Here is a 23,954-nt window from a genome sequence, read left to right on the forward strand (position 1 = left end):
CGCCTGAATACCTGATCACAGTCCTGAAACGGGAAGCGTTTCCAGCTGGAAACGGTTCAGATCAAGTGCGCAATATGGGCTCACCACCCACCCAAGCAGAGGTCTGACATGCGCATCAATCGAGTAATGGCCGGCGCCGTGGCCTCTGTGCTGGCGCTTGGCGCCGTCGCCCCGGCCTTCGCCGACAACGACCACCGCGACCGCCGTGAGTGGCGCGAAGACCGCCGCGAGTGGCGCCAGGATCGCCGTGACTGGGAACGCGACCGCCGCGAGGCCCGGCGTGACTGGGAGCGTGACCGCCGCGACTGGCACCGCGACCACGACCGCTACTACCGCCCGGCACCGCCGCGGGTGGTCTATCGGCCGGCACCGCCGCCGCCGCGCTATGGCAGCTACGGCTGGCGGGTCGGCTCCCCCTACCGCAACTACTACTCCGGCCCGGTCTACGTGGTGAACGACTACCCGCGCTACCACCTGCGCCGCCCGCCGTACGGGCACCAGTGGATCCGCGATGACCGCGGCAACATGCTGCTGGTGGCCATCGCCACCGGCGTGATCGCCCAGTACGTGCTCAGCGGACGCTGAGTCGGCGGTCACATCCACGCATAGCGTGGGTCTACTGATACGGCAGGCGAAACCATACGGGGCCGGATTCCTTCGGGGATGCCGGCCCCGTCCGTTTCGGCCCCAGCAGGCCGGTGCGGGGCTACAATCGAGGGCTGAGTCGTACCCCCTTTCCCTGCCTGCTGGAGTACCCGATGTTCCCGCGTGACGTCCGCATCGAATCCTACGATCCCGAACTGGCCAAGGCCATTGCCGCTGAGACCCAGCGCCAGGAAGACCACGTCGAGCTGATCGCCAGCGAGAACTACACCAGCCCGGCGGTGATGGAAGCCCAGGGCAGCCAGCTGACCAACAAGTACGCCGAAGGCTACCCGGGCAAGCGCTACTACGGTGGCTGCGAATACGTGGACATCGCCGAGCAGCTGGCCATCGACCGCCTCAAGCAGCTGTTCGGTGCCGACTACGCCAACGTGCAGCCGCACAGCGGCTCGCAGGCCAACCAGGCCGTGTACTTCGCCCTGCTGCAGCCGGGCGACACCATCCTCGGCATGAGCCTGGCCCACGGTGGCCACCTCACCCACGGTGCCAAGGTGAATGCTTCCGGCAAGCTGTTCAACGCCGTGCAGTACGGCGTGAACGACCAGGGCCTGATCGATTACGACGAAGTCGAGCGCCTGGCCCTGGAGCACAAGCCGAAGATGGTCGTGGCCGGCTTCTCGGCCTACTCGCAGGTGATCGACTGGGCGCGCTTCCGCGCCATCGCCGACAAGGTCGGTGCCTACCTGTTCGTCGACATGGCGCACGTGGCCGGCCTGGTCGCCGCTGGCGTCTACCCGAGCCCGCTGGAACACGCCCACGTGGTCACCTCGACCACCCACAAGACCCTGCGCGGCCCACGCGGCGGCATCATCGTCGCCAAGGGCGCCGACGAAGACCTGGTCAAGAAGCTGCAGTCGATCGTGTTCCCGGGCATCCAGGGCGGTCCGCTGATGCACGTCATCGCCGGCAAGGCCGTGGCCTTCAAGGAAGCGCTGGAGCCGGGCTTCAAGGCCTACCAGCAGCAGGTGGTGAAGAATGCCCAGGCGATGGCCAACACGCTCATCGCACGTGGCTACAAGATCGTTTCCGGCGGCACCCAGAACCACCTGATGCTGGTCGACATGATCGGCAAGGACGTGTCCGGCAAGGACGCGGAAGCCGCGCTGGGCAAGGCCCACATCACCGTCAACAAGAACTCGGTGCCGAACGATCCGCGTTCGCCGTTCGTGACCTCGGGCCTGCGCCTGGGCACCCCGGCGGTGACCACCCGCGGTTACGTCGAACAGGACTGCGTGGACCTGGCCAACTGGATCGCCGACGTGCTTGATGCACCGGCCGATGAAGCGGTCATCGCCCGCGTGCGCGATGCGGTCAGCGCGCAGTGCCGCAAGTACCCGGTCTACGGCTGATCGGTCCTGTGGGGTCGGAACCCTTCCCGCGGGAAGGGCTCTGACCCCGGCATCGGAGCACCCGCGCATGGACGAGCGCCGCCTCAGATATCTGTATGCCGCCCTGGCAGTGGTGTTTGGCCTGCCGGGAGCGCTGCTGGGCGGCATTGTCGCCCTGGTGGGCGTGTACGCCGGCCTGATGCAGGAAACCCGGCTGCCGAGCCGGTTGCTGATGGTGCTGCTGGGCGCTGCCGGCACCGTGGGCATCGTTGTCTGGCTGCGTATCAGCGTCGATTTTCTGCTGCACGGCCGGCCGGGCCTGCGGGCCGTGAGCCGCATCGGCTGGTGGGGGCTGCTGCTGGGTGCGCTGGTTGCCGTGCCCATCGCTGTACTGGGCGTGGTGGTCGGGTTGACCGAACGCGCGGAGGGCTTTGGCCTGTTGCTGTTCGGCCCGCCGCTGCTGGTGCCGGCCGCGATGCTGCTGTGGCTCAAACGCCGCGCATGATGAGGCCCATGGAAGGAAACCGGATGCATGGATGAGCATCTGCACAAACGGATGGTTGCGGTGGGCGGTCTCGTGCTCGGCCTGCCTGCACTTGCTGCCGGCGGAACCGTCGCGGCGCTGGGGCTGATGGTCGCGATGGACGGCAAGTATCTGTCCGGCAACGAACCCACGTTGCTGCTGCTGTGGTCGCTGGGCGGGATCATCGGCCTGCTGTCATGGCTGTGGCTGAGCGGCGTATTCCTGCGGCGCGGCCTTGATGGCCTGCGGCAATCGTCGCCTGTGGCGTGGGTGGGATTGTTGCTGGGCGTCCTGGCCGCGCTGGCTGTGGTCGCCGTCACGCTGCATCTGGCGTTCAAGGACGGCGAGTTCGCGCTGTTGAGCTACCTGGGATTAGGGCCGCCGTTCCTGCTGCCGGCCGCACATCTGGCGTGGCTGCGCTGGGGCCGGGGCGGCGCTGCGTCCGGCCAGGGCGGCTGAGGCGCCAACTGCAAGCAGTGTTGGCGTTTTGTGCAGGTACTTCCGCGCAGACAGCATTTGCTGCTGCGCCCCTTCTCAGGTACCTTTGCGACGCTGCCACGACCGTGGCCGCAGGTCTTCTCGCGAGCCAGGCGTTCCATGTATTGCCCCTTCTGCCAGCATGCCGATACCCGGGTCATCGACTCGCGCGTCTCCGAAGACGGCGCGACGATCCGTCGTCGGCGTGAGTGCGAGGCCTGCAACGAACGCTTCAGCACCTTGGAAACGGTCGAGCTTAAGCTGCCGGCCATCGTCAAAAGTGACGGCACCCGCGAGGCCTTCGACCAGCGCAAGGTGCGCGCCGGCTTCGACCGCGCGCTGCAGAAGCGCGCCGTGCCCGAAGAGAAAATCGAAGCAGCGGTGCGCGCCGTGGTCCACCAGCTGCGCATCAGTGGCGAACGCGAAGTGCCTTCCATCAAGGTCGGCGAGTTCGTGATGAACGAACTGCGCAAGCTCGACCATGTGGGTTACGTGCGTTTCGCCTCGGTGTACCGCAGCTTCGAGGATGTGGCCGATTTCCGCGAGGAGATCGAGAAGCTGGAACGCGAACTGCCCTCCAGTACCGAACAGCTGCAGCTGCTGGGCGATGTGATCGCCCTGACCAAGAAGAAGAAGGGCTGACGCCCTGGTGGGTGCCAACCGTTGGTTGGCACAGATATCTGCCTCGGTGGGTGCCAACCTTGGTTGGCACAGAGACCGCGTGGCATGGATCCACACCGACGGCGTTACCATGGCGGCATGACCACACCGTTCTCCGTCCTTGACCACCTGCACATGGCCAACGCGTTGCGTCTGGCCGAGCGCGGTGCCTACACCACCCGTCCCAACCCGATGGTCGGCTGCGTCATCGCCCACGGCGAACGCGTGGTCGGGCAGGGCTGGCACCAGCGTGCCGGTGGGCCGCATGCCGAAGTGTTCGCGCTGCGCGAGGCCGGCAGCGAAGCGCGCGGTGCCACCGCCTACGTCACGCTGGAACCCTGCGCGCACTACGGGCGTACACCGCCCTGCGCGCTGGCCCTGATCGAAGCCGGCGTATCGCGCGTGGTCGCGGCGATGCGCGATCCGTTCCCGAAGGTCGATGGCGGTGGCTTCGATCTGCTGCGCGAGGCCGGCATCGACGTGTCTGAAGGCTTGATGGCCGCGCAGGCGCGCGAGCTCAACAAGGGCTTCCTGTCGCGCGTGGAGCGCAACCGTCCGTGGCTGCGGGTGAAGCTGGCCGCCAGCCTGGATGGCCGTACCGCGATGGCCGACGGCACGTCGAAGTGGATCACCGGCGCGGCGGCGCGCGAAGACGTGCAGCACTGGCGCGCGCGTGCGGGCGCCATCCTCACTGGCGCCGACACCGTACTGGCCGACGACCCGATGCTGACCGTGCGCCTGGCCGATACCGAAGTGATGCCGCCGCTGCGCGTCGTACTCGATTCGCGCCTGCGGTCGCTGGAATGCAGCCGCGTGCGCGAGGGCGGGGCACCCACGCTGTACCTGCACAACGCGGTTGTCAGCCCCCCTGATGCAGCCGACGCCGCATTCGCCAGCGTGGCGCTTCGCCATGGGCATCTCGATCTGGGCGCGGTACTGGCGCTGCTGGCCGAGCGCGGCATCAACGAAGTGCACACCGAAGCGGGTGCGACCCTGGCTGGCGCGCTGCTGCGCGGTGGCTGGGTAGACGAACTGCTGCTGTACCTGGCGCCCACGTTGCTGGGTGACAGCGGCCGCCCGCTGCTGGCTGGCCTCGGCATCGACGCGATGGACCAGCAGCGCCGCCTGCGCGTGGTCGATCAGCGCCAGGTGGGTGAGGACCTGCGGTTGCTGCTGCGCGTGTAATGCTCTGGTAGGGACCGAGCCGGGTCGGTGCTGGGGCCCTTACGCTTCTTCCTGTGGTGCATTGCCGTTCCGCGGCCAGCTCACGACGTTGAAGTGGAACCACGCTTCCACCTCGCCGCCGGTGTCGCGGCCATTGCGGTGTGCGGGCAGATAGCACCAGTCCCTGGCGGCGGCCATCGCCGCCTCGGCAAGCTGGGGATGGCCGCTGGATTCCAGCACACGGATTCCGGCCAGTCGGCCAGTGGCATCCACCTGCATCTGCAGGTGTACCTTGCCGCCTTCGCGCGCTGTTGCGGGGAATCGGGCCGGCCGTGCCGCACGCGTGGTGGGCTCGATCGTAACGCTGTCGCTGCGCTCGGTGAATACGCTGCAGTCGGCGCGTGCCGTGAAGGTTCGGGGCGGCGTGGATGTGAAGCGCCGCAGGCATGTGACGGGATCGTCTTCTTCCCTGCAACCCGGACTCTCAGTCTGCAGGCGACTCCGGGCCTGTTCGGGCGCGATCTCGTAACCCGGCGGGAGGGCGCATCCGCCGAGCCCGACCATCGCATACAACAACATCGCGCTGCGCAGACTCACTGGGTCACCGTTCGCGGAACCGTTCCAGGATTCCCCGGCAGTATGCAGCGGCCAGCTCCGGCCCCAGCGTTCTCACTTTTTCGTCCACGGCATCCTGCAGCGCCGTGCCACGTAGCAGGGTGCTATCCCGGTCATAGCGCTCGACGAACTTCAGTTGCGCGTCCAACATCAGGTCGCAGGCCGGGATGCCCGAGTACGCAGCGGCCGCCTCCGCTTCGATCCGTTCTCTCCACTCGGAGAGCGGCAGAAGGCTTTTGGTGAGCATGACGCCAAGGAGGGGTAGCGTAGGGCTGGTCCAAGGACCATCGTCCCCAGCCTGAAGAAAAATGGCCTCGCCGTCATACGGAACGGTAGGTGCTTCCATCAACGCGCGTGCATAGTCGTTGATGAACCTCGATGCGCGGGAAGGATCATCTGCTTCCGCCTTACGCTCCATGTATATCCTGCGGTAGACCGGAAAGTATCCAGACACATCCGGTAGATCGCAGCGGTAGTTCACCGTGGCCTGACCGGCGCCATCGACGTCGCTACGTGCTATCGCCGTCGTTACGCAGGACACCGCGCTTTGACGTGCGCTCAGGGCATCGGCGATAGACTCCAGCGACGTCCCGCTGAAGCTTGCGGAGAAGTTTCCTATGGAGGAGACACTGTCGATGATGCTGTCCACGTCTGCCGGCTCCAGGTCCTTTGCGGACAGAAGGCTGTTCCGCAGCGTTGCCTTGGCCTGCTCGTCTCCCTGAGTGAGCACCCGTACGTAGGCATCAAAGGTCTCTTCCAGCGAAAGGGGGGAAGGTTCGGCAGCGATCGCGGAAAGGGGGGTACCAAGCAGCAGGGCGAGCAACGGTTTCAACATGGCAGGGCGTGGGCAGGCGGAATAACACCCGAGGATCATCGCCTGCACTGCCCACGTCCATGCAACTTGTCCGAAATCCGAGCCCCGGGGATGGCGAACGGGAACATGCATGATGCGAGGATGCGAGGATGCGAGGCGCAGCGCGGGCCTATTCCGGTGACGTCAGCAGCATCTGTATCCACTCGTACGTGGGCGGCAGGTCCTGCGGGACGCATGCATGCTCATCAGTTCACTACCAATTTATGGCATCCCAGACATTGACTTCGCTTGGTTCGCTTGGTTCGCCCGGTAAGCCCGACAGCGGAGCCATCATCAAAACCCACGTACGCAGCGACGGTAAGTCCTTCGGCACCCACTCCTTCGTACCCGCGTCCTGTGAAAATTTCACGCTGCCGGTCCTCGCGATGCTGGGTGCTTTTCGCAACCTATCGAGGTTGATGCGCAGCCTTGTGAGCGGATCTTCATCCAGCTGCACTTGAAACTCCGCCCGCGTCAGCCTTGGTGTCACCGCAGCAATGTCCGGCAACCGGCAGGTGTAGTCCACTGTGGCCCAGTGCACATCCTCATGCACTTCCTGTTTCGATCCAATGGTTCGACACTGCATGCTGCGCAGCCGCGCCTTCAGTTCACGGACGTATTCCTCGCGCAGCTGTGCCTCCTCGCCAATATGCGGTGTATCACCGAACATGATCGTGTGAATCATCAGACTGCGCATTTCTTCAAGATCATGCGCTGGCACCTCGTTCAGTGCCGCGAATTTTTCGATGGCATGCGGGTCACCTTCCGTGAACCGTACATACAGACTGAAGCTCCGCTCGGGCGTGCTTGCGTCAAGATGGCTCTGATCAGGCCTGTCCGGTGCGCCCATTGCGAAGGCTGGCAACGCCGCGCAGGCAATCAACAGCGCCGCGCGACCTGTCAGGTATCGTGCCGTCTGGATCGTCATTTGCATGGCTCCGGCCACATTGCATCGATCTTCGGGCGCAGCGCCACACACTGCTGTGCGAGCTCGGCGTCCGCCATGTCCTTGCGTTCGATACTCAGTCTCTGTGCCAGAGCATCGGCATCAGCTAGTTTCTGTGGTTCAAGATGCGCGGCGCAGCGGCGATACCGTTGGATCAGCTCATCGCATTCGGCTACGCGGGTCTTCTGCATTTCAGCGCGGCGCATTGTCTCGAACAGCCACCTTTGCATTGGCAACCATGCGCGCATCAGGACCTCGCCCACATCCTTTTCGACCTGGCCGTAGATGGTGTTAACGCCTGGCCCTTCGCTGTGCCATGTGCTGCTCCCCGGTGCCGAAATCAATCGGGTGTTTCCGTCGACCACACGGAAAGGCCCATCGCTCAACAGCGTGCGATAGGCCGACCAGAAGCGGATGTCGCTAGTATCGCCCCGGTCAAACAACGAAGCATCGTAGAGCAAGCTAAGTGCATCCACATCGGCCACGTCACAGGAAAAATGGACATCTGCCACGCGAAAGCCCTCCTCAAGACGATCCCTGACTTCGCTGTGGACAGCGCGACAGTGCGTCCTACGCTGCACCTCGATAGCCCAGTGCCGTCTTGCGGTCTTCACCTCATCCGGGCTGGCACCCTGAAAAAGAACCCTGTGCGATTGTCGGGACAGGGCCCATGCGATCGCAGGGACATCGGGATGCCTCCCGCGGAACTCGCCCAGTTCGGGTCCAATGCGTGCATCGAACTCGTGCTGGGAGTCGGCATCGTTCTGCAGCATGGTGCGTGCGTATAGATCGAACGTCGCTTCAGGTGTGAGGGAAGGGGGGCTGCCTGCAGCCGGGAAGGCGGCAAGGGCCAGGAGGTAGAGAAGCGTACGCATCAAGGATCGACCTTGGCGAAGGAGCGGGAAGCATTGCCCGACCGCCTATGGCCGTCCATGCAACTATTCCGAAATGGCATCATTCACGGTGGACTCGGCATTGGCGAATACAGGCGCATTCTGCGGAGCATCTACGCGTCAATCGCAGGGTTCTGGCCGCAGGGCGTCAATCTTGGGTCGCATTGCCAGGCATTGCTGCGTCAGTTTTCTGCCCGCTAACGTCTTGTGCTGTGCGCTGATATGTCTTGCAAGTTCGTGGGCGCCCAGAAGTTCATTCGGTGCGAAGCGGGCCGCACAGCGCTGATACTGCTGGATCATGCCGTAACAATCGGCAACCAGTATCATGTGTTCTTCGCGCGCTCTATGCGTCTGACTCCACCAGTGGAGCATCGGCATCCATGCCTCCATCAGCACCCTGCTGATATCTTTCTCCATCCGGCCATGGATCGAGAGCTGGTCGAGCCCCTCGCTATGCCAAATCTCGCTATCGGGGTCCATCACCAGCTGGGTCGTGCCGTAGAGTGACCGGAACGGGCCATCGCGCAACAGCGTGACATAGGAAGACCACAGGGGAGCGTTTCTATCATCCTGATCGTCAAACAGCGATGCCTCAAACAGGGGGCGCAGTCGCTCGATATCGCCCACCTGGCAGGTGAAGCGAACGGTGGCGACGCGATAGCCGTCGCTTGGCCGGTGCCAGGTATCGCTGCTTAAAGCGCGGCAGTGCGAGCTGCGGGTAACCGCAGTAATCCACGTCTGCTGGGCGCGAGTGGCATCGCCCGCCCCAGCGTCATCGGCCAGCCATTCTAGAGCAGCGTCCTAGAGCAGCGTCTGGAAAGCCCTTGGCCAACGGTGATGTTTCGTCTTCCCATCCACGGAAGTCGCCCATTGCAGACCCCACGGTTGCGTGGAACTCCCGCCACGCTTGGCGATCGTTCTCGACCAGCGCCCGCATGTACAAGTCGAAGGTGGATTCCGGCGAGAGCGGCGCTGGCCGAGCTGCTGCTGGCACCGTCGCCAGCAGCAGGGAGAGAAGTAGAAGGCGCACAAATAGAGCCTTGGGGCGAATGGCTCGCGAGAGTGCAGTGGGCGTCAGGTGCTATCTATCAGATTTGTTTGAAGTAGAACGGTAGTCGGTTGCCACGCCCTGAAAAGTGTCCAAGCGTCACGCGCTCACGCGCACGCGTCGGTCCACATCATCTCGGCGATCGGGCGCAGTGCCTTGCACTCCTGGGTCATTTCCTCGGCCGACTGCACCTGCGCCTTGGCCTTCAGTTCCTCGGCCATCGCATCCACGCCGCTGATCTGTTCCGGCGCGATCTTCGCCACGCACGCGCGGTGCTGCTGCAGCAGCAGGTCGCAGCCCGGCACGCCGGTCACCTTGGGTGCACTGGCCGCCTGCGCGTCCTGCATCCAGTCCTCGAACGGCGCCAGCGCGCCGGCCACGGTGCCGACCAGATCATCGAAATTGCCGCTGTACCAGTAGCCGTTGTCCTTGGCCGGGTACAGGGTGAAGGTGCCACTGACCGGCAAGCGCGCGCCCGTCTGCAGTGCCTGGGTGTAGGCATCGGTGAACTGCTTGCGCACGGCCGGGCTGGCATCGGCGGCCAGGCTGGCGGCGAACAGCGGGCGTACCTTGCCCAGGTCGGGCAGCTGGCAGCTGTAGCTGATCCGCGCCAGCTTCTGGTCTTCCACGTATTCGTTGTCTTCAATCACGCTTTTGGTGGCGCGGCACTTCGAATCGCGCAGTGCCTTGGCGTACAGCGCTTCGGTGGTGGCGGCGTCTACCTTGGCGCCGGTGCTGGCGAGCACGGTCTGCCAGGGCTCGGCCAGTGCCTTGGCCAGCGCACCCGGCGTCGGGGTCACGGCATCCTGGCCTTCGAACGCGGGCTTCAACGCATCGTTGAGCCTGCGGGTGGCGGCGGTGTCGTCTTCCAGCAGCACGCGTGCATACAGGTCGAAGGCCTGCTCGGGCGACAGCGTGGCCGGGGCAGCGCTGGCGAACAGCGGGGCGCACAGCAGGGCGCTGGCCAGCAGCGTGCGGATTGGGGTCTTCATGACGGAGTTTCCTGTTCCAGAGGCGCGCAAGCCTAGCGCATCTTCGCGCAGGTTCGATGGCGCCAGGGGGTCACGCGCGGGTGCGCGTGGGCCAAAAAAACGGGCCCCTTGCGGGGCCCGTTCGATCGCACGACGAGGAGCGATCGTTGGATCAGAAGCTGGCGCGCACGCCGGCCGAGTACTGGGTGACGTCACGGTAGCCGGAGATCTCGCCCACCAGACCCCAGGTCCTGGTGAAGTTGATCTGGCCGCCCAGGGTGCCCACCCAGGTGCCCTTGAAGTTGTTGCCGCCATCCATGTAGCCGGTCTTGACCCAGGCTTCGGTCATGCGCGACGGCTTGCCGCGCAGGCCCACGGTGACGCGGCCCAGGTTGGTGTGGTCCTTCAGGCGCTCGGAATAGCCGTAGTAATGATCGGTCAGCTCAACGTTCTGGCGCACCCAGGCGGCGTCGGCGGTGAAGTCGACGCGGTCGGTCCACGGCATGTGATAGCCGATGCCCAGCTCCGGCTGGTCCAGCTCCAGCTTCAGCGAGCCATCGCTGTAGTGATAGGTCTTGCGGGTACGCGACCAGCCGCCGAACACGTGCACCTGTTCGGAGAGTGCGAACGAACCGCGCAGATAGGCGCCGTCGACCTTGGGGTCGTCCAGTGCGTTGTCGTCAACCTTGACCTGCGTCCAGCCGCCTTCCACGTAGGTGTAGCTCAGGGCGTCGGCCGAAGCCGAGAAGGGGGCGGCGGCCAGCAGAGCGGCCACGATCAGGATCTTGCGCATGGGAATTCCTGTGAATTTCAGTCCATTGGCGAGCCGGCCCTGCGGGCGGCCCGTGGCGACCTCATGTCGTCCGGCGACGGATTTTAATGAAAGTTTTACAAAATGCGAGCCGTGGGGCGAAGCCGTGGCCAGCAACGCGACGTCGGTCACAGCTGAACGTGGGATGGCCCGGCCCTGCGCGACCCCGGCAAGGCGGCTGGTACACTACCCGCGCCGGTTCGCCGGTACACAAACGTCTTCAGGGCGGGGTGCAATTCCCCACCGGCGGTAGGTGCGCAAGCACGAGCCCGCGAGCGCCCCGGCCCACCGCCGGGGGTCAGCAGATCCGGTCCAATGCCGGAGCCGACGGTCATAGTCCGGATGAAAGAAGACGGTGCCACAGGGCTCATGCCCTGTGTGCGCCTGTTTGCCTTGCGGCGTTTTTCGCTCACATTCCGCGGAGAACGTTACTTGTTTACTGGAATCATCGAAGGCGTCGGCCGTCTGGCCGCACGCGAATCCATCGGCGGCGATGTCCGCTTCACCTTCAATATCGGGAATCTGCCGTTCGACAACGTGCAGATGGGCGAGAGCATCGCCATCAACGGCGTCTGCCTCACCGTCATCGCATTCGACGCCAGCAGCTTCCAGGCCGATGCCTCCACCGAGACCCTGGGCCTGACCACGCTGGGCCAGCTGGGCGAGGGCGCGGTCATCAACCTGGAGCGCGCCATGCGCCCGACCGACCGCCTCGGCGGCCATCTGGTCAGCGGCCACGTCGATGGCCTCGGCCAGGTGTTGTCCATCCACGAAGACGCGCGCGCCCAGCGCTGGCGCTTTGCCGCACCGGCCTCGCTGCGCCGCTACATCGCCAAGAAGGGCTCGATCTGCGTGGACGGCGTCAGCCTCACCGTCAACGAAGTGGATGACGAAGGTTTTGAAGTCGCCCTGATCCCGCACACCGTGGCCAATACCGCCTTCTCCGCCTCGGGCGTGGGCAGCGCGGTCAACCTGGAAATCGACCTGGTGGCTCGATATGTGGAAAGGCTTGTCAGCCTGCCGGCCAGCGGCCGGCAGCTATCGTCTGAAGAGGGAGATGCCGCATGAATTTCGCCCCGATTCCGGAAATCCTGGAAGAGATCCGCCTGGGCCGCATGGTGGTCATCGTCGATGACGAAGACCGCGAGAACGAAGGCGACCTGATCATGGCCGCCGAGCTGGTCAAGCCGTCGGACATCAACTTCATGGTCACCCACGGCCGTGGCCTGGTGTGCCTGCCGCTTACCCGTACCCGCGCCGCAGACCTCGGCCTGGCGCCGATGGTGCAGGCCAATACCGCGCAGTTCCAGACCAACTTCACGGTCAGCATCGAGGCCGCCGAGGGTGTCACCACCGGCATCTCGGCACACGACCGCGCGCACACCATCCGCACTGCGGTGAAGCCGAATGCCAAGCCGGCCGACCTGCACCAGCCGGGCCACATCTTCCCGCTGATCGCCCAGCCGGGTGGCGTGCTGACCCGTGCCGGCCACACCGAAGCGGGCGTCGACCTGGCCATGCTGGCCGGGCTGGAGCCGGCCGGCGTACTCGTGGAGATCCTGAACCCGGATGGCAGCATGGCGCGCCGCCCGGAGCTGGAAGTGTTCGCCCGCGAGCACGGCCTGAAGATGGGTTCCATCGCCGATCTGATCGCCTACCGGCTGGCCACCGAAAAGACCGTCGAGCGCGTCGACGAGCGCGACATCGACACCGAATTCGGCCCGTTCAAGCTGGTCACCTACCGCGACCGCATCGCCCACGACCTGCATTTCGCCCTGGTCCGTGGCACCCCGGATGCCGAAACGCCGACGCTGGTGCGCGTGCAGGTGGAAAACCCGCTGGCCGACCTGCTGCACTGGCGCCGCGACGATTTCGGCGTGGCCGCTACCGATGCCCTGCGGGCGATCGATGCCGAAGGCGCGGGTGTGATGGTGGTGCTGTCGGCCCCGCGCGATGGCGAGGCCCTGCTGGCCCGCCTGCGCCAGCAGCCGGCGCCGGTGGTGCCGGGCAAGGACAAGGATGTGGGCCAGTGGCGCCGCAACGGTGCCGGCGCGCAGATCCTGTCCGACCTGGGGCTGGGCAAGCTGCGCGTGCTGGGCACGCCGCGCCGCCAGGTCGGCCTGGCCGGGTACGGCCTGGAAGTGGTGGAGACGGTCACCCTGTAATGGATGGTGCCGGCCAGCGGCCGGCACTACCGGTGGGTGCCGACCGTGGGTCGGCACACCCCCAAGGCCCCCGCCAGCCACGGCCGGGGCCCATCCACGGTAGAATCACCCCCTTATCGAGTCCCCCAAGCCGCATATGAGCCACTACGAAGGCGATCTTCGCACTCCCGAGTCGGCGCGCTTCGCCATCCTGGCCAGCCGCTGGAATGCCCGCATCACCGACGCGCTGGTCGCGGGCGCCCGCCTGAGCCTGGCCGGCAACGGCGTCAGCGAAGCCAACATCGACGTGATCCGCGTGCCGGGTGCCTGGGAACTGCCGCTGGTGGCCGCACGCCTGGCTGCCGCGCATGAACACGCCGCCATCCTCACCCTGGGCTGCGTCATCCGTGGCGACACCCGCCACTACGAACACGTGGCCGACCGCTGCGCCGAAGGCCTGATGCGCGTGCAGCTGGATTTCGGCGTGCCGGTGCTGAACGGCGTGCTGGCGGTGGAACGCGCTGAGGATGCCGAGGCACGTGCCGGCGGCAGCCACGGCAACAAGGGCGAGGAAGTCGCACTCGCCGCATTGGAAATGGTCAACCTGCTGGAGCAACTGCCATGAACAAGAACACCCAGGGCAAGCCCTCCGGTAAACCTGTCCGCCGTGATGGCGTCGACCCTGTGCTGCGCTCGCGCGCCCGCCGTCGTGCCGTGCAGGCGCTGTATGCCTGGCAGATCTCCGGCGGCAACGCACAATCGCTGATCGCCCAGTTCGCTCACGAGCAGGCCCGCGAAATCGCCGATCTGGCCTATTTCGAAGCGCTGGTGCATGGCGTGCTGGACAACCGCCGCGACATCGACGAAGCGCTCGGCCCGTACCTGGACCGTGGCATTGAAGAAGTGGACGCCATCGAACGCGCCGTGCTGCGCCTGGCCGGCTACGAGCTGCGCTACCGCCTGGACGTGCCGTACCGCGTGGTCATCAACGAAGCCATCGAATCGGCCAAGCGCTTCGGTTCCGAGCATGGCCACACTTACGTCAACGGCGTGCTGGATCGTGCCGCCGTGGAATGGCGCAAGGTCGAATCGGGTCACTGACCCGGTTTCTGTAGAGCCGAGCCATGCTCGGCTCACCGTGCAGCGCACGGTTGCGTCCGGCATTGCGGCGCGTGATCGAACTGCAGCCGAGCATGGCTCGGCTCTACATAACAGCAGACCGCCCCATGTCCCTGGCCGAATTCGCCCTCATCGACCGCATCCGCGCCCGCACCCTCGAGCGCGACGACATCCTGCTCGGCATCGGCGACGACGCCGCGCTGCTGCAGCCGCGTGCCAACGAACAGCTGGTGGTCACCGCCGATACGCTCAACAGCGGCGTGCACTTCCCGGTGGAAACCCCGGCGTTCGACATCGGCTGGAAGACGCTGGCGGTCAATCTGTCCGACCTGGCCTCGATGGGCGCACGCCCGGCCTGGTGCACGCTGGCGCTGTCGCTGCCGGAAACCTCTGAAGACTGGATCGAAGCCTTTGCCGATGGCTTCTTCGCATTGGCCGACCAGCACGACATCGCGCTGATTGGCGGTGACACCACGCGCGGCCCGTTGTCGCTGTCGGTGACTGCGATGGGGCAGGTGGGCCGAGGCCAGGCGCTGCGTCGTGATCGCGCGCAGGAGGGCGACGACCTCTGGGTGAGTGGCACCCTGGGCGATGCCGCCGGCGCATTGAAGCTCTGGCAGCAGGGCGCGCTGAACGTTGCGGCCGCCACGTTGCTGGCCGACTACGAGCACCTGCGCCTGCGCCTGCTGCGGCCCACGCCGCGGGTGACACTGGGCCTGCGCCTGCGTGCCTTCGCGCACGCGGCCGTGGATGTATCGGACGGCCTGCTGGCCGACGCCGGCCATATCGCCGCACGCAGTGGCGTGGCCGTGCATGTGGATGCCGACATGCTGCCGATCTCGCCGGAGCTGCGCGAACTGCTCGGTCGCGAGGAAGCACGTGAGTGCGCACTGCGCGGCGGCGACGACTACGAACTGTGCTTCACCGCTGCCGCCGATCAGCGCGATGCACTGATGTACCTCTCGCAGACGCTGGACCTGCCGCTTACCCGCATCGGCCGCATTGCCGAAGGGCAGGGCGTACACGTGGACGGCGAAGCCGCCAGCGGCGGTTACCAGCACTTCGCGTAGAAGCAGCACTGCTTGCCCTGGTGGGTGCCAACCTTGGGTGGCACGAAGGTGTCAGGCCAAGACCATGGGCTGCCTGCGTACTGCTTTGGTGGGTGCCAACCTTGGTTGGCACGAATGTGTCCGGCATCCGTACCAACACCGTGTCGACCAAGGTCGACACCCACCCACGCGGGGCGTGCCGGAATTGCTCTGGTGGGTGCCAACCTTGGTTGGCACGAATGTGTCAGGCATCCGTACCCACACCGTGTCGACCAAGGTCGACACCCACCCACGCGGGGCGTGCCGGAATTGCTCTGGTAGGTGCCAACCTTGGTTGGCACGAATGTGTCAGGCATCCGTACCCACACCGTGTCGACCAAGGCCGACACCCACCAAAGCGAGGCAATTACACGTGCGGAACCGGCGCGCCGAAACGGTTGTCACCCGGCGAGCTGGGCAGCACCAGGAATACAAGTGCCGCCAGGCTCACGAACGGCACGAACGCCAGAAATACCCACCAGCCCGAACGGTCGGTGTCGTGCAAGCGGCGAACCGTCGCAGCCAGGCATGGCAGCACAAACACCAGCCACAGCACCACGCTCAACCCGCTGACTACCAGCGCAAGCGTGCTTGAACCGGTGTAGCCCGCGTAGAAACTCAGCACGTACAGCGGGATCGAAATGATCACGATGAACAACTGGAACCACCAGAATTCACTGCGGCTGGCACGCCCGCTGAACTGCGCATAGCGGGTCAGCGGAGTCATCATCTTGTGCATCGGCACTCTCTCAAAAAAGGAAGCGCGCACTATCGCTGCTGGCAGGAAGGTACTCCATGCAACTTATTGCAATCGCAACGAGAATTTCTCTAGAGCAGAGCTCACGCTCGGCTGCTTCGTATAAAGAGAAAGCCGAGCATAGGCTCGGCTCTACATCTTCAACGGGCGATCTTCGCCTCGGCATCGCGCGCCGTACCGTAGTCATCCAGCCACTGGAATTTCAGCGTGGCCGGCACCGTTGCACCAGCCGGCACGGCCAAGCTGATGCGCTCGCCCGGCGGCACCATGTCCACTTCGATGGTCTTGCCATCGGGCAGCACAAGGTTGGCCAGTGTCACGTGGTAAGCAGTGGGGTTGTGCAGCTGCAATGACCCACCTTCAACGCGCCATTCCAGCGCCGCCGCCGCGTCACGCGCATGGCCCTGCAGGCCAGCAGGCCGGTAGAACAGCTTCACCCGCGTGCGCACGGCAAACTGCAGCAGGTTCCTGCCTTCCACATTCTCCGGCTTGGGCGGAATATCCAGCAGGTTGAAGTACAGCAGCGATTCGCGGTCCGCTGGCAGCGCCGCACCGGCCATCGGTGCATACGTCAGCCGGAATGCCTGCGCATGCCCGGCATCAATGCGGCGCGTGGTCGGGGTCAGCACGAACGGCAGTTTCTGGCTGCCAGCCTTGGCGCTGGCATCACCATCGTCCAGCCACACCTGGGCCAGGGCAACGCTTTCGCCGCGGTTGTTGGCGTTCACCGTTACCGCGCCCTTGCTGCCGTCGTAGATCACCCGCGTGCCCTGCAGGGTCACTGCAGCAGAGGCCGGAAGTACTGCGGAAGCGCCGGCCAGTGCCAGCATCACCGCGCATGCGCGAAGGTTCATGGAAGTTTCCTCGGGAAGAGCCGCCCGGCAGCGTGCCGCCGGGCGGTGTGCGCTTACTTGTAGACGATGTCCATCTGAGCCTTGGCGTAGGCCTCGCCGGCCACCACGTCAGCGCCAGCGCCGGTCTTGGTGTACCAGACACTGTGCTGGATGGTCTGCGGGGCCGATGCGGGGACGTTGACGAACACAGTCGGCGTAGCATTGATGGCCAGCTGATCGTCATTGACATCGAAGATCTTGAAGGCCACGCCTTCGGCATCGCCAGTACCGTCCAGGGCCAGTGCACCGTCAGCAGTCGTCACGCCGGTGAACTTCACCGCGACATCGTTCGCGCCACTGGCACCGTTGCAATCCACCTCCACGTCCAGTGCACGACGGCCAACGCGGTCGCTGCCCTTCAGGTCCTCGATGTCTACTTTGTCCATCACAACGGTCAGGCCGCCCTTGATGGAGACAGCGCAGGAGGTGTCCTTGATTTCACCGCTGATGGTCAGATCAGCAGCATTCACGGCCGGGGCAGCAGCCAGCAGGATGGCCAGTGCCATCGGGGTCTTCAGGTTCTTCATGGGTGTGCTCTTCAACAAGTAAAGGAATCGGGAACGCCACCCGTCATCTGTGCGAAGGGTGGCCGGGGCAGGGGGCGAGATGCCCGTCGGTAGATGGCTTGCCGACAACAGGCGAGGCACGCCCGTTTTTCTGCCCGGCGCATGTTCGGGCTGATGCCCGCGGCAGGCCATACAACTTGTTGCAAAGGCCCCCATACCGCAAAAACTGCAATTAGTTGCATGTTCGCCAGCAAGGCCGCGCCCTAGTCTGCACGCCTCCCATTACTACCGGGGCTGCACTGCGGCCGCGTCGACGCCATGCGCCTGTCTTCCTCTCCCCCTCAAAGTGCCATGCAGTATTCCCTGCGCCATACCGCACTGGCCGCAGCCATCAGCGCTACGCTGGTGTTTGCGGCCGCGCTGCCGGCACACGCTCGCCCCGGCGGCGAAGTGGAATTCAGCGAAGGCTTCGCCAGCGGCTTCGTCGGCGAAGACCTGGCACGCTTCAGCATGGGCAACCCGGTGGAGCCGGGGCGATACAACGTTGATATCCATCTCAACGGCGAGTTCATCCGCCGCGATGACATCGATCTGGTGGCATCAGATACACCGCACGTTGCGCAGCCCTGCGTACCGGCGCACCTGCTGCTGGCGTTGGGCCTCAGCGATGCCGCCCGACAGGCCGTGGAAGCGACTGCCACCCCAGACTGCGTCGATGTAGAGGCCGCGATTGAAGGCGCACGCGTGCGCTACGACGACAGCCAGCTGCGTTTGGATATCTCTCTGCCGCAGGTCGCACTGCAACGCCAGGCGCGCGGCTTCGTCGCTCCAGAACTGCGCGACCACGGCATCACCGCCGCCTTCCTCGGCTACAGCGTCAACCACTACCGCAACCAGGGCCAGCAGAACACCTACGCGGGCATCACCACCGGGCTGAACCTGGGGGCATGGCGGCTGCGCCACCGCAGTTCGCTCAGCCACAGCCCGCAGGGCACGCACTTCAGCACGCTCAACAGCACGCTGCAGCGCGATCTGCCGCGCTGGAACAGCCAGCTCACGCTGGGCCAGGCCAATACCGGTGGTGAACTGTTCGACAGCGTTGGCTTCACCGGCGTGCGCATCAGCACCGACGAACGCATGCTGCCCGATTCACTGCGTGGCTACGCGCCGGTGGTGCGTGGCGTGGCACAGAGCAATGCACGCGTCACCATCCGCCAGAACGGCGCGGTGCTGTACGAAACCACGGTGGCGCCGGGTCCGTTCGCCATCGACGATCTTTATCCCAACGCCGGCAGCGGTGATCTGGAAGTGGCCGTCACCGAGGCTGACGGCCGCGAAGAGCGCTTCACCGTGGCGTTCTCGGCCGTGCCGCAGGCACTGCGCGAAGGCAGCCAGCGCTTCAGCGTCACGGCCGGCGAGCTGCGCAATACCGGCCTGGCACAGAACGCGTTGCGCTTCACCGAGGGTACCTACGCACGTGGCGTCAGCAACCGCGTGACCCTGCTGGGCGGCGTGCAGGTAGCCGAGCACTATCAGGCAGGCCTGGCTGGTGCGGCGTTCAACACGCCGTTCGGCGCCATCGGTGCCGATATCACCCATGCCCGCGCCAACGTGCCGGGCTTGCCGGCGCAGAGCGGCCGCAGCTATCGCGTGAACTACCAGCGCAGCGTGGCGCGTACCGGCACCAACCTGGGCCTGGCCGCGTACCGCTACAGCACCGAAGGCTTCCTTACCCTCACCGATGTGTCGCAGCTGTCGTTCGACCGCCCGCAGGCGGCCGATGCGTTCGTCATGCGCACCCGCCAGCGCTTCCAGGTGAACTTCTCGCAGCGAGTCGGCCAGCGCAGCCAGCTGTATGTCAGCGGCGGCCATGTGGCCTACTGGAACCGCCCCGGCAAGCAGAACGATCTGCAGCTGGGTTTCCATAGCAGCCATCGCAGCGCCAACTACACCCTGTCCGCCACGCGCTACCGCATGGCCAATGGCGCACCCGATACGCGCCTGTCATTCATGCTGAGCGTGCCGCTGGGCCGCAGTGGCAGCGCGCCGCGTGCCACCGCCACCTACAGCGACAGCCGCCTGGGCAGCCAGCAGCAGCTGGGCGTCAACGGCAACCTGGGCGAAGACCGCGCGCTGTCCTACAGCCTGTCCGGCAACCGCGGCCAGGGCGGAAGCGGCTACAACGCCTATGCCAGCTACCAGGGCAGCCATGCCGACCTCAGCGCCGGTTACAGCCATGCCAACGGCAGCAGCAGCTTCAATGCCGGGGCCACCGGTAGCGTGGTGCTGCACCAGGGCGGCATCAACTTCGGCCCGTCGCTGGGCGAAAGCTTCGCGCTGGTGGAAGCGCAGGGCGCGCAGGGCGCAAAGGTAGGCAGTGGCCGCACCGTTACCGTGGCCGGCAACGGCTATGCCGTGCTGCCTTACACCAGCCCCTACCGCTGGAACCAGGTGCAGCTGGACACCGCCGCATTGCCGCTGGACGTGGAAGTGCAGGCCAGCTCGCAGCGCGTGGCACCCAGCGCCGGCAGCATCGTCAAGGTCAGCTTCCAGACCCGCAATGATCGCCTGTGGCTGATCGATGCCAGCGATGCCGACGGGCAGCCGCTGCCCTACGGCGCGCAGATTGCCCACCCCGATGGCCGCGTGCTGGGCCAGGTGGGGCAGGGCGGCGTGGTGGCCCTGCGTGGCCTTGAAAACACCGGGCTGGTGCACGTGCAGACCGAAGACGGCATCGCCTGCCGGCTGCACTACAGCATGCCCGATGCCCCCGATGCACGCGGCCAGTACTGGGCACAGGCGCGCTGTCTGGCGCCGGCCGAGGAAGGGCTGGCCGACGATGTTTCCTCTTCAACTACTGGAGCTTCTCAATGAAACCTTCGCACCTGATCTTCGCTGCATTGCTGTTCGGCGCCGCGCCGCTGGCCCATGCCGATACGGCCAACATCACCGTCACCGGCAAAGTATTGCCGGGTACCTGCACCATGGACGATGTGACATTGACGCTGGATGACATCGACGCCACTGATCTGAAGGCTGGGCATGACAACGGCCTGAAGCCGGCCACGCTCAACTTCACCGGCTGCGTGGGCGTGGGCAGCATCGACCTGAAGTTCGACGGGACCAGTGATGCCGCGCAGGATGGGCACTGGAAGAACCTTGAGACGACCGGTGGCGCTACGGGCGTTGCGGTAGCGCTGCTGAAAGGCCCGACTGGCCCGAACTACTTCAAGAATGGCGACACGGAGAACGTTGCCGTCAACGGTGCGGCAACGGCAAAGCTGGACATGGGCGTGGGCTACTTCCGCAAAACCGGAACGCCGCTGGTGGCCGGTGCAGTCAGGGCCGAAATCACCGTGACAGCCGACTACAAGTAACACGGAGAGCCAGAATGCAGCTGCCCTTCCAGCGATCACCTGGGTCGCGCAAGCTCCTCAGCATCCTGGCGGGTCCACTGCTGTGTCTGGCAAGCGGTGGCGCAATTGCCTGCTCAGGTTGGGGGGGGAACTTTGCCCCCACGTTTGACCTCAATGAGTCTGATCCACCCGGTAAGATCACCGTCCTGCAGGGGCCCTTGGGCTGGTTCACCAAATGCGATAACAGCCGCGCGCACCCCGTGGAGGTTTCCCTGGAGGGAAGTGGACTGACTCGGGTATCGACTGTCGTTTACGGCGGAAAGACCTATGTGACCTATCAGTTAAGCGCGACTTCTCCATTGTTCTTCTTCCCGCTTGACCTGAAGACATCCAACCAGGGGGGCGGAGGTGGAATGGAGCTGATTCCCGCGAACGAAGGCACGGGGACCAAGGCCACTCTCTACACGGACGGTGGCGGCCTGATACCCAGCAGAGCCCACGTTGGCGTAGTGGCACGCGCGGGCATGCAGCCGGTGCCAAACACACGGCTGGGTGTCGAGGTGGCGCAGCACACAGAGTTGCCGCAGGCGATCCGTCACACCGTGTCTGTCACGGTAAACATCCGGCAACCCACGTGCAGCCTCAGCAACACGGCGTTCACGCTTACCGGGATAAGTGCCGACGTAGTGCGTACGGTAGGCGACAGCAGCCCTGAGCAGACCTTCCCGGTGAAGATGCAGTGCGAAGCGGCAGGCATTCCGGTAAAGCTGACGCTGACCGATGCGAATGACCCCACCGCCACCGGCAGCCTGCTGAAGCCGACTGCCCATGCGACAGCGGAGGGTGTGCAGGTAGAACTGCTGCACAACGGCGTGCCGGTGAAACTCGGCCAGCAATGGGACCACGGTGCTTCCGGCAATGGTGAACAGAACATCGATCTGCAGGCGCGCTACACCCGTGTGCCGGGTGCGTTGAAGATCGGTGACGTGGAAGGCCAGGCGGTCATCACCGCTACGTATCGGTAGCAGTTTCTCTCTATCTGACAGGACGCAACACGATGGCAACTCCTACATTCCAGCTTGAGCTGACGCGACGCATTGTGCGTAGCCGTTGTGCGTGGACGGTACTGGGTTTGCTGGCTTCGGCCACGGCAGCTGCCTGCACCGGGCAGCACAATGCGGGCGGCGCGGTAACGATGGTGATCGACGCCTGGGATGACGTAGAGCAGGATAAGTTGATCGCCAATTTCACGACAGGTAGTGGCAATGCCCAGTTCCTGACCGGGTGTTCGTACAGCCAGGCAGTTTCCATGGATGTCACCTCGGCGCTTCCGGGCCTGGAATTCATCCGCAATGTCACGGTGAATGGTAAGACCTATCCAGCCTTCGGTTTGATTGCTTACCCGCGCTCACCCTTGCTCATCTTTCAGCACCTGATCTGGACCGGTTCGGGCGTCATTCGCGAAGAGCCCCAGCCGCTGGATATCCGCGGCACGGTCAATTTTCCATCAAAGCCACTGGACTCGAGTGGTCGAGGCTCGCAGGTGATGATGGCGGCTGTGTCTCGCGGCGGCATCATGGAGCGGGTCCCCTCCACGCTGCTGGGCACTGTAAGCCGGCAGTCGCCGCTGTACCCCGCCTTCGTCAAGACCGACACCATCACGATGACGGCCAATCTGCGTATACCCACCTGCAAGCTGTCCGACACGCCAGTTGCTTTGGTGGAAGTGGCAGCAGCTGATCTTCCCGCCAGCGGCAGCCATGCAGGCGAGCGCGATTTCAACGTGGCGATGGACTGCAATGGCGCGTTCCCCATTGAGGTGGTACTGACCGACGCCAACCTGCCGGGCAATACTGGCAGCCGCCTGACACCCACAGCAAACAGCACTGCCGGCGCGGTGCGCGTAGAACTGTTGCGCGAAGGCGCGCCGGTGGAGCTGGGCAAGAGCTGGACGATTCCGCTCACCCAGAACGGAAAGCAGAACATCACCCTGGCTGCGCGCTACTACCGCGAGGCGGGCACGTTCCATGGCGGTGTGGTGGAAGGGCAGGCGGTGATTACCGCCACTTACAGATAGCCCGCACAAAAACAGAAAGGGTGAGGTAGCTCAGAATGAAAATTCAATTATTCGGTGGCACTGGCCGCTGCCGCGCGGCAATGATGCTGCTCGGCTGCGGCTTGCTGATGCAAGGCGCGGCAGAGGCCTGCACCAGCGTGCAGGGTGGGGCCAACACCAGCATCAGGATCGATGCCTGGGACGATATCGATGAAGGTGTCATCGTCAGTCCCTGGATGCATGATGGCAACGCCGTCTACCTGAGGGGTTGCAGCAACAGTGAACTGATACCCGTTGATGTCTCAGCGGCAATGCCCGACCTGGAGTTTGTACGGAACGTTTTTGTGGGGGGGGAGACCTTTCCGGCGTTCGGAATCCACGGCAAGCCCAGAGCGCCGCTGCTGATCTTTCAATTGGCGATCGGCAACGGCAGCGGAGGAGCTCAGCTTTTTCCCTTCAACCCGCTGACCGGCCTGCAGCTATCCGGCGCTGGCTGGAGCGGCAGCAGTCGCTGGTCGTGGGTGCGCATGGCCGCGGTGTCGCGCGGTGGCGAAATGGAGGCGTTGCCGACCACCATTGTGGGAGAGATCACCTATTCGACGCCGAGCTATCCCGCACTTGTAAAGAAGGACAACTACAGCGTCACCGCCACCCTGAAGACCAAGACCTGCACGCTCACCGCGACCGCGGTCACGCTGCAGGATGTGGACATTGCCGATCTGCCCACGGAAGGCAGCACTGCCCGTGAGCGGGAGTTCAATGTGCCGATGAACTGCAACGGCGCGTTCCCGATGTTCCTGGAATTGACAGACGCCAATGCGCCGGGCAACAACGGCAGCCGATTGACACCCACCGGCAACGCAACGGCCGGTGCCGTGAGCGTGCAGTTGCTGCTTGAGGGCGACCCAGTGGTGCTGGCCCGACGCTGGCCAGTGCCGATGAGCCAGAACGGGGCGCAGGATGTGACGTTGGGCGCTCGCTACTACCGCGAGACGGGGACGTTGCATGGCGGCGTGGTTGAGGGGCAGGCGGTGATCACCGCAACGTACCGATAGCACCCACGGCGTACATGGAGACATCGCA

26 protein-coding genes and 1 riboswitch are annotated in these 23,954 nt (G+C 64.9%); of the genes, 16 read left to right on the forward strand and 10 right to left on the reverse strand.

Annotated features, from left to right (window positions below; all coding sequences use genetic code 11):
- Nucleotides 1-108 precede the first annotated feature (108 nt).
- From N440_RS00780 to ribD, 6 genes are all read left to right on the forward strand, one after another.
- Nucleotides 109-585 (forward strand): RcnB family protein, encoded by a 477-nt coding sequence (locus tag N440_RS00780; RefSeq protein WP_133933787.1) that lies wholly within the window; start codon nt 109-111, stop codon nt 583-585.
- 173 nt (nt 586-758) lie between these two features.
- Nucleotides 759-2,012: a serine hydroxymethyltransferase gene (glyA, locus tag N440_RS00785; protein ID WP_053509807.1), complete on the forward strand. Its 1,254-nt coding sequence runs from the start codon at nt 759-761 to the stop codon at nt 2,010-2,012.
- A 67-nt stretch (nt 2,013-2,079) separates the two neighbouring features.
- Nucleotides 2,080-2,496 (forward strand): hypothetical protein, encoded by a 417-nt coding sequence (locus tag N440_RS00790; protein ID WP_133933788.1) that lies wholly within the window; start codon nt 2,080-2,082, stop codon nt 2,494-2,496.
- A gap of 27 nt (nt 2,497-2,523) precedes the next feature.
- Nucleotides 2,524-2,973: a hypothetical protein gene (locus tag N440_RS00795; RefSeq protein WP_133933789.1), complete on the forward strand. Its 450-nt coding sequence runs from the start codon at nt 2,524-2,526 to the stop codon at nt 2,971-2,973.
- Nucleotides 2,974-3,111: 138 nt separating this feature from the next.
- A complete protein-coding gene (gene nrdR / locus N440_RS00800) occupies nt 3,112-3,633 on the forward strand; it encodes a transcriptional regulator NrdR (RefSeq protein WP_004154186.1) in 522 nt (173 codons plus the stop codon).
- A gap of 117 nt (nt 3,634-3,750) precedes the next feature.
- Nucleotides 3,751-4,836: a bifunctional diaminohydroxyphosphoribosylaminopyrimidine deaminase/5-amino-6-(5-phosphoribosylamino)uracil reductase RibD gene (gene ribD / locus N440_RS00805; protein ID WP_133933790.1), complete on the forward strand. Its 1,086-nt coding sequence runs from the start codon at nt 3,751-3,753 to the stop codon at nt 4,834-4,836.
- Nucleotides 4,837-4,875: 39 nt separating this feature from the next.
- Here the strand turns inward: ribD and N440_RS00810 are convergent, their stop codons facing one another.
- The 7 genes from N440_RS00810 to N440_RS00840 all read right to left on the reverse strand — a co-directional run bounded on the left by N440_RS00810 (nt 4,876) and on the right by N440_RS00840 (nt 10,934).
- Nucleotides 4,876-5,412, reverse strand: a complete 537-nt coding sequence (locus N440_RS00810) for a TonB family protein (RefSeq protein ID WP_133933791.1) — start codon at nt 5,410-5,412, stop codon at nt 4,876-4,878.
- 4 nt (nt 5,413-5,416) lie between these two features.
- Nucleotides 5,417-6,313 carry a hypothetical protein gene (locus N440_RS00815; RefSeq protein ID WP_133933792.1) on the reverse strand — a complete coding sequence of 299 codons (897 nt, stop codon included), beginning with the start codon at nt 6,311-6,313 and terminating at the stop codon, nt 5,417-5,419.
- A 184-nt stretch (nt 6,314-6,497) separates the two neighbouring features.
- Nucleotides 6,498-7,211, reverse strand: a complete 714-nt coding sequence (locus N440_RS00820; protein ID WP_133933793.1) for a hypothetical protein — start codon at nt 7,209-7,211, stop codon at nt 6,498-6,500.
- Nucleotides 7,208-8,104 (reverse strand): hypothetical protein, encoded by an 897-nt coding sequence (locus N440_RS00825; RefSeq protein WP_133933794.1) that lies wholly within the window; start codon nt 8,102-8,104, stop codon nt 7,208-7,210. Before N440_RS00825 ends, N440_RS00820 begins: the two co-directional genes overlap by 4 nt.
- Nucleotides 8,105-8,242: 138 nt before the next feature.
- Nucleotides 8,243-8,749 (reverse strand): hypothetical protein, encoded by a 507-nt coding sequence (locus tag N440_RS00830; RefSeq protein WP_133933795.1) that lies wholly within the window; start codon nt 8,747-8,749, stop codon nt 8,243-8,245.
- 528 nt (nt 8,750-9,277) lie between these two features.
- Complete coding sequence (locus tag N440_RS00835) at nt 9,278-10,162, reverse strand: hypothetical protein (protein ID WP_133933796.1); 885 nt, start codon at nt 10,160-10,162, stop codon at nt 9,278-9,280.
- Between the two features lie 151 nt (nt 10,163-10,313).
- On the reverse strand, nt 10,314-10,934 hold the full coding sequence (locus tag N440_RS00840) for a hypothetical protein (RefSeq protein ID WP_133933797.1): 621 nt from the start codon (nt 10,932-10,934) through the stop codon (nt 10,314-10,316).
- A gap of 230 nt (nt 10,935-11,164) precedes the next feature.
- Nucleotides 11,165-11,310: riboswitch (FMN riboswitch) on the forward strand.
- 74 nt (nt 11,311-11,384) lie between these two features.
- Here N440_RS00840 and N440_RS00845 point away from each other — a divergent pair.
- From N440_RS00845 to thiL, 5 genes are all read left to right on the forward strand, one after another.
- Nucleotides 11,385-12,020, forward strand: coding sequence for a riboflavin synthase (locus N440_RS00845; protein WP_133933798.1), 636 nt, complete (start codon nt 11,385-11,387; stop codon nt 12,018-12,020).
- The gene (gene ribB / locus N440_RS00850) at nt 12,017-13,117 is read left to right on the forward strand and encodes a 3,4-dihydroxy-2-butanone-4-phosphate synthase (protein WP_133933799.1); all 1,101 of its coding nucleotides are present in this window, start codon (nt 12,017-12,019) and stop codon (nt 13,115-13,117) included. The genes N440_RS00845 and ribB overlap by 4 nt, the downstream gene beginning before the upstream one ends.
- A gap of 136 nt (nt 13,118-13,253) precedes the next feature.
- Complete coding sequence (ribH, locus tag N440_RS00855) at nt 13,254-13,721, forward strand: 6,7-dimethyl-8-ribityllumazine synthase (RefSeq protein ID WP_004154191.1); 468 nt, start codon at nt 13,254-13,256, stop codon at nt 13,719-13,721.
- The gene (nusB, locus tag N440_RS00860) at nt 13,718-14,197 is read left to right on the forward strand and encodes a transcription antitermination factor NusB (protein ID WP_008266434.1); all 480 of its coding nucleotides are present in this window, start codon (nt 13,718-13,720) and stop codon (nt 14,195-14,197) included. The genes ribH and nusB overlap by 4 nt, the downstream gene beginning before the upstream one ends.
- Nucleotides 14,198-14,322: 125 nt before the next feature.
- Nucleotides 14,323-15,285, forward strand: a complete 963-nt coding sequence (gene thiL / locus N440_RS00865; RefSeq protein ID WP_133933800.1) for a thiamine-phosphate kinase — start codon at nt 14,323-14,325, stop codon at nt 15,283-15,285.
- Nucleotides 15,286-15,670: 385 nt separating this feature from the next.
- Here the strand turns inward: thiL and N440_RS00870 are convergent, their stop codons facing one another.
- From N440_RS00870 to N440_RS00880, 3 genes are all read right to left on the reverse strand, one after another.
- A complete protein-coding gene (locus N440_RS00870) occupies nt 15,671-16,030 on the reverse strand; it encodes a DUF805 domain-containing protein (protein ID WP_243831268.1) in 360 nt (119 codons plus the stop codon).
- Between the two features lie 170 nt (nt 16,031-16,200).
- Nucleotides 16,201-16,914, reverse strand: a complete 714-nt coding sequence (locus tag N440_RS00875; protein ID WP_133933802.1) for a fimbria/pilus periplasmic chaperone — start codon at nt 16,912-16,914, stop codon at nt 16,201-16,203.
- 53 nt (nt 16,915-16,967) lie between these two features.
- A complete protein-coding gene (locus tag N440_RS00880) occupies nt 16,968-17,480 on the reverse strand; it encodes a fimbrial protein (protein WP_166671527.1) in 513 nt (170 codons plus the stop codon).
- Nucleotides 17,481-17,810: 330 nt separating this feature from the next.
- On the opposite strand from N440_RS00880, the gene N440_RS00885 reads away from it, so the two are divergent.
- Genes N440_RS00885 through N440_RS00905 form a run of 5 tightly spaced genes read left to right on the forward strand, consistent with a single transcriptional unit; the run spans nt 17,811 to nt 23,926 of the window.
- A complete protein-coding gene (locus N440_RS00885) occupies nt 17,811-20,333 on the forward strand; it encodes a fimbria/pilus outer membrane usher protein (RefSeq protein ID WP_243831269.1) in 2,523 nt (840 codons plus the stop codon).
- On the forward strand, nt 20,330-20,836 hold the full coding sequence (locus tag N440_RS00890) for a fimbrial protein (protein WP_133933804.1): 507 nt from the start codon (nt 20,330-20,332) through the stop codon (nt 20,834-20,836). Before N440_RS00885 ends, N440_RS00890 begins: the two co-directional genes overlap by 4 nt.
- Before the next feature lie 14 nt (nt 20,837-20,850).
- A complete protein-coding gene (locus N440_RS00895; protein ID WP_133933805.1) occupies nt 20,851-21,840 on the forward strand; it encodes a fimbrial protein in 990 nt (329 codons plus the stop codon).
- A 32-nt stretch (nt 21,841-21,872) separates the two neighbouring features.
- The gene (locus N440_RS00900; RefSeq protein ID WP_133933806.1) at nt 21,873-22,892 is read left to right on the forward strand and encodes a type 1 fimbrial protein; all 1,020 of its coding nucleotides are present in this window, start codon (nt 21,873-21,875) and stop codon (nt 22,890-22,892) included.
- A 35-nt stretch (nt 22,893-22,927) separates the two neighbouring features.
- A complete protein-coding gene (locus N440_RS00905) occupies nt 22,928-23,926 on the forward strand; it encodes a fimbrial protein (RefSeq protein ID WP_133933807.1) in 999 nt (332 codons plus the stop codon).
- Nucleotides 23,927-23,954: the final 28 nt, after the last annotated feature.

This window comes from Stenotrophomonas sp. CC22-02 (assembly GCF_004365115.1).
In the GTDB taxonomy this organism is placed as follows: Bacteria; Pseudomonadota; Gammaproteobacteria; order Xanthomonadales; family Xanthomonadaceae; genus Stenotrophomonas; species Stenotrophomonas forensis.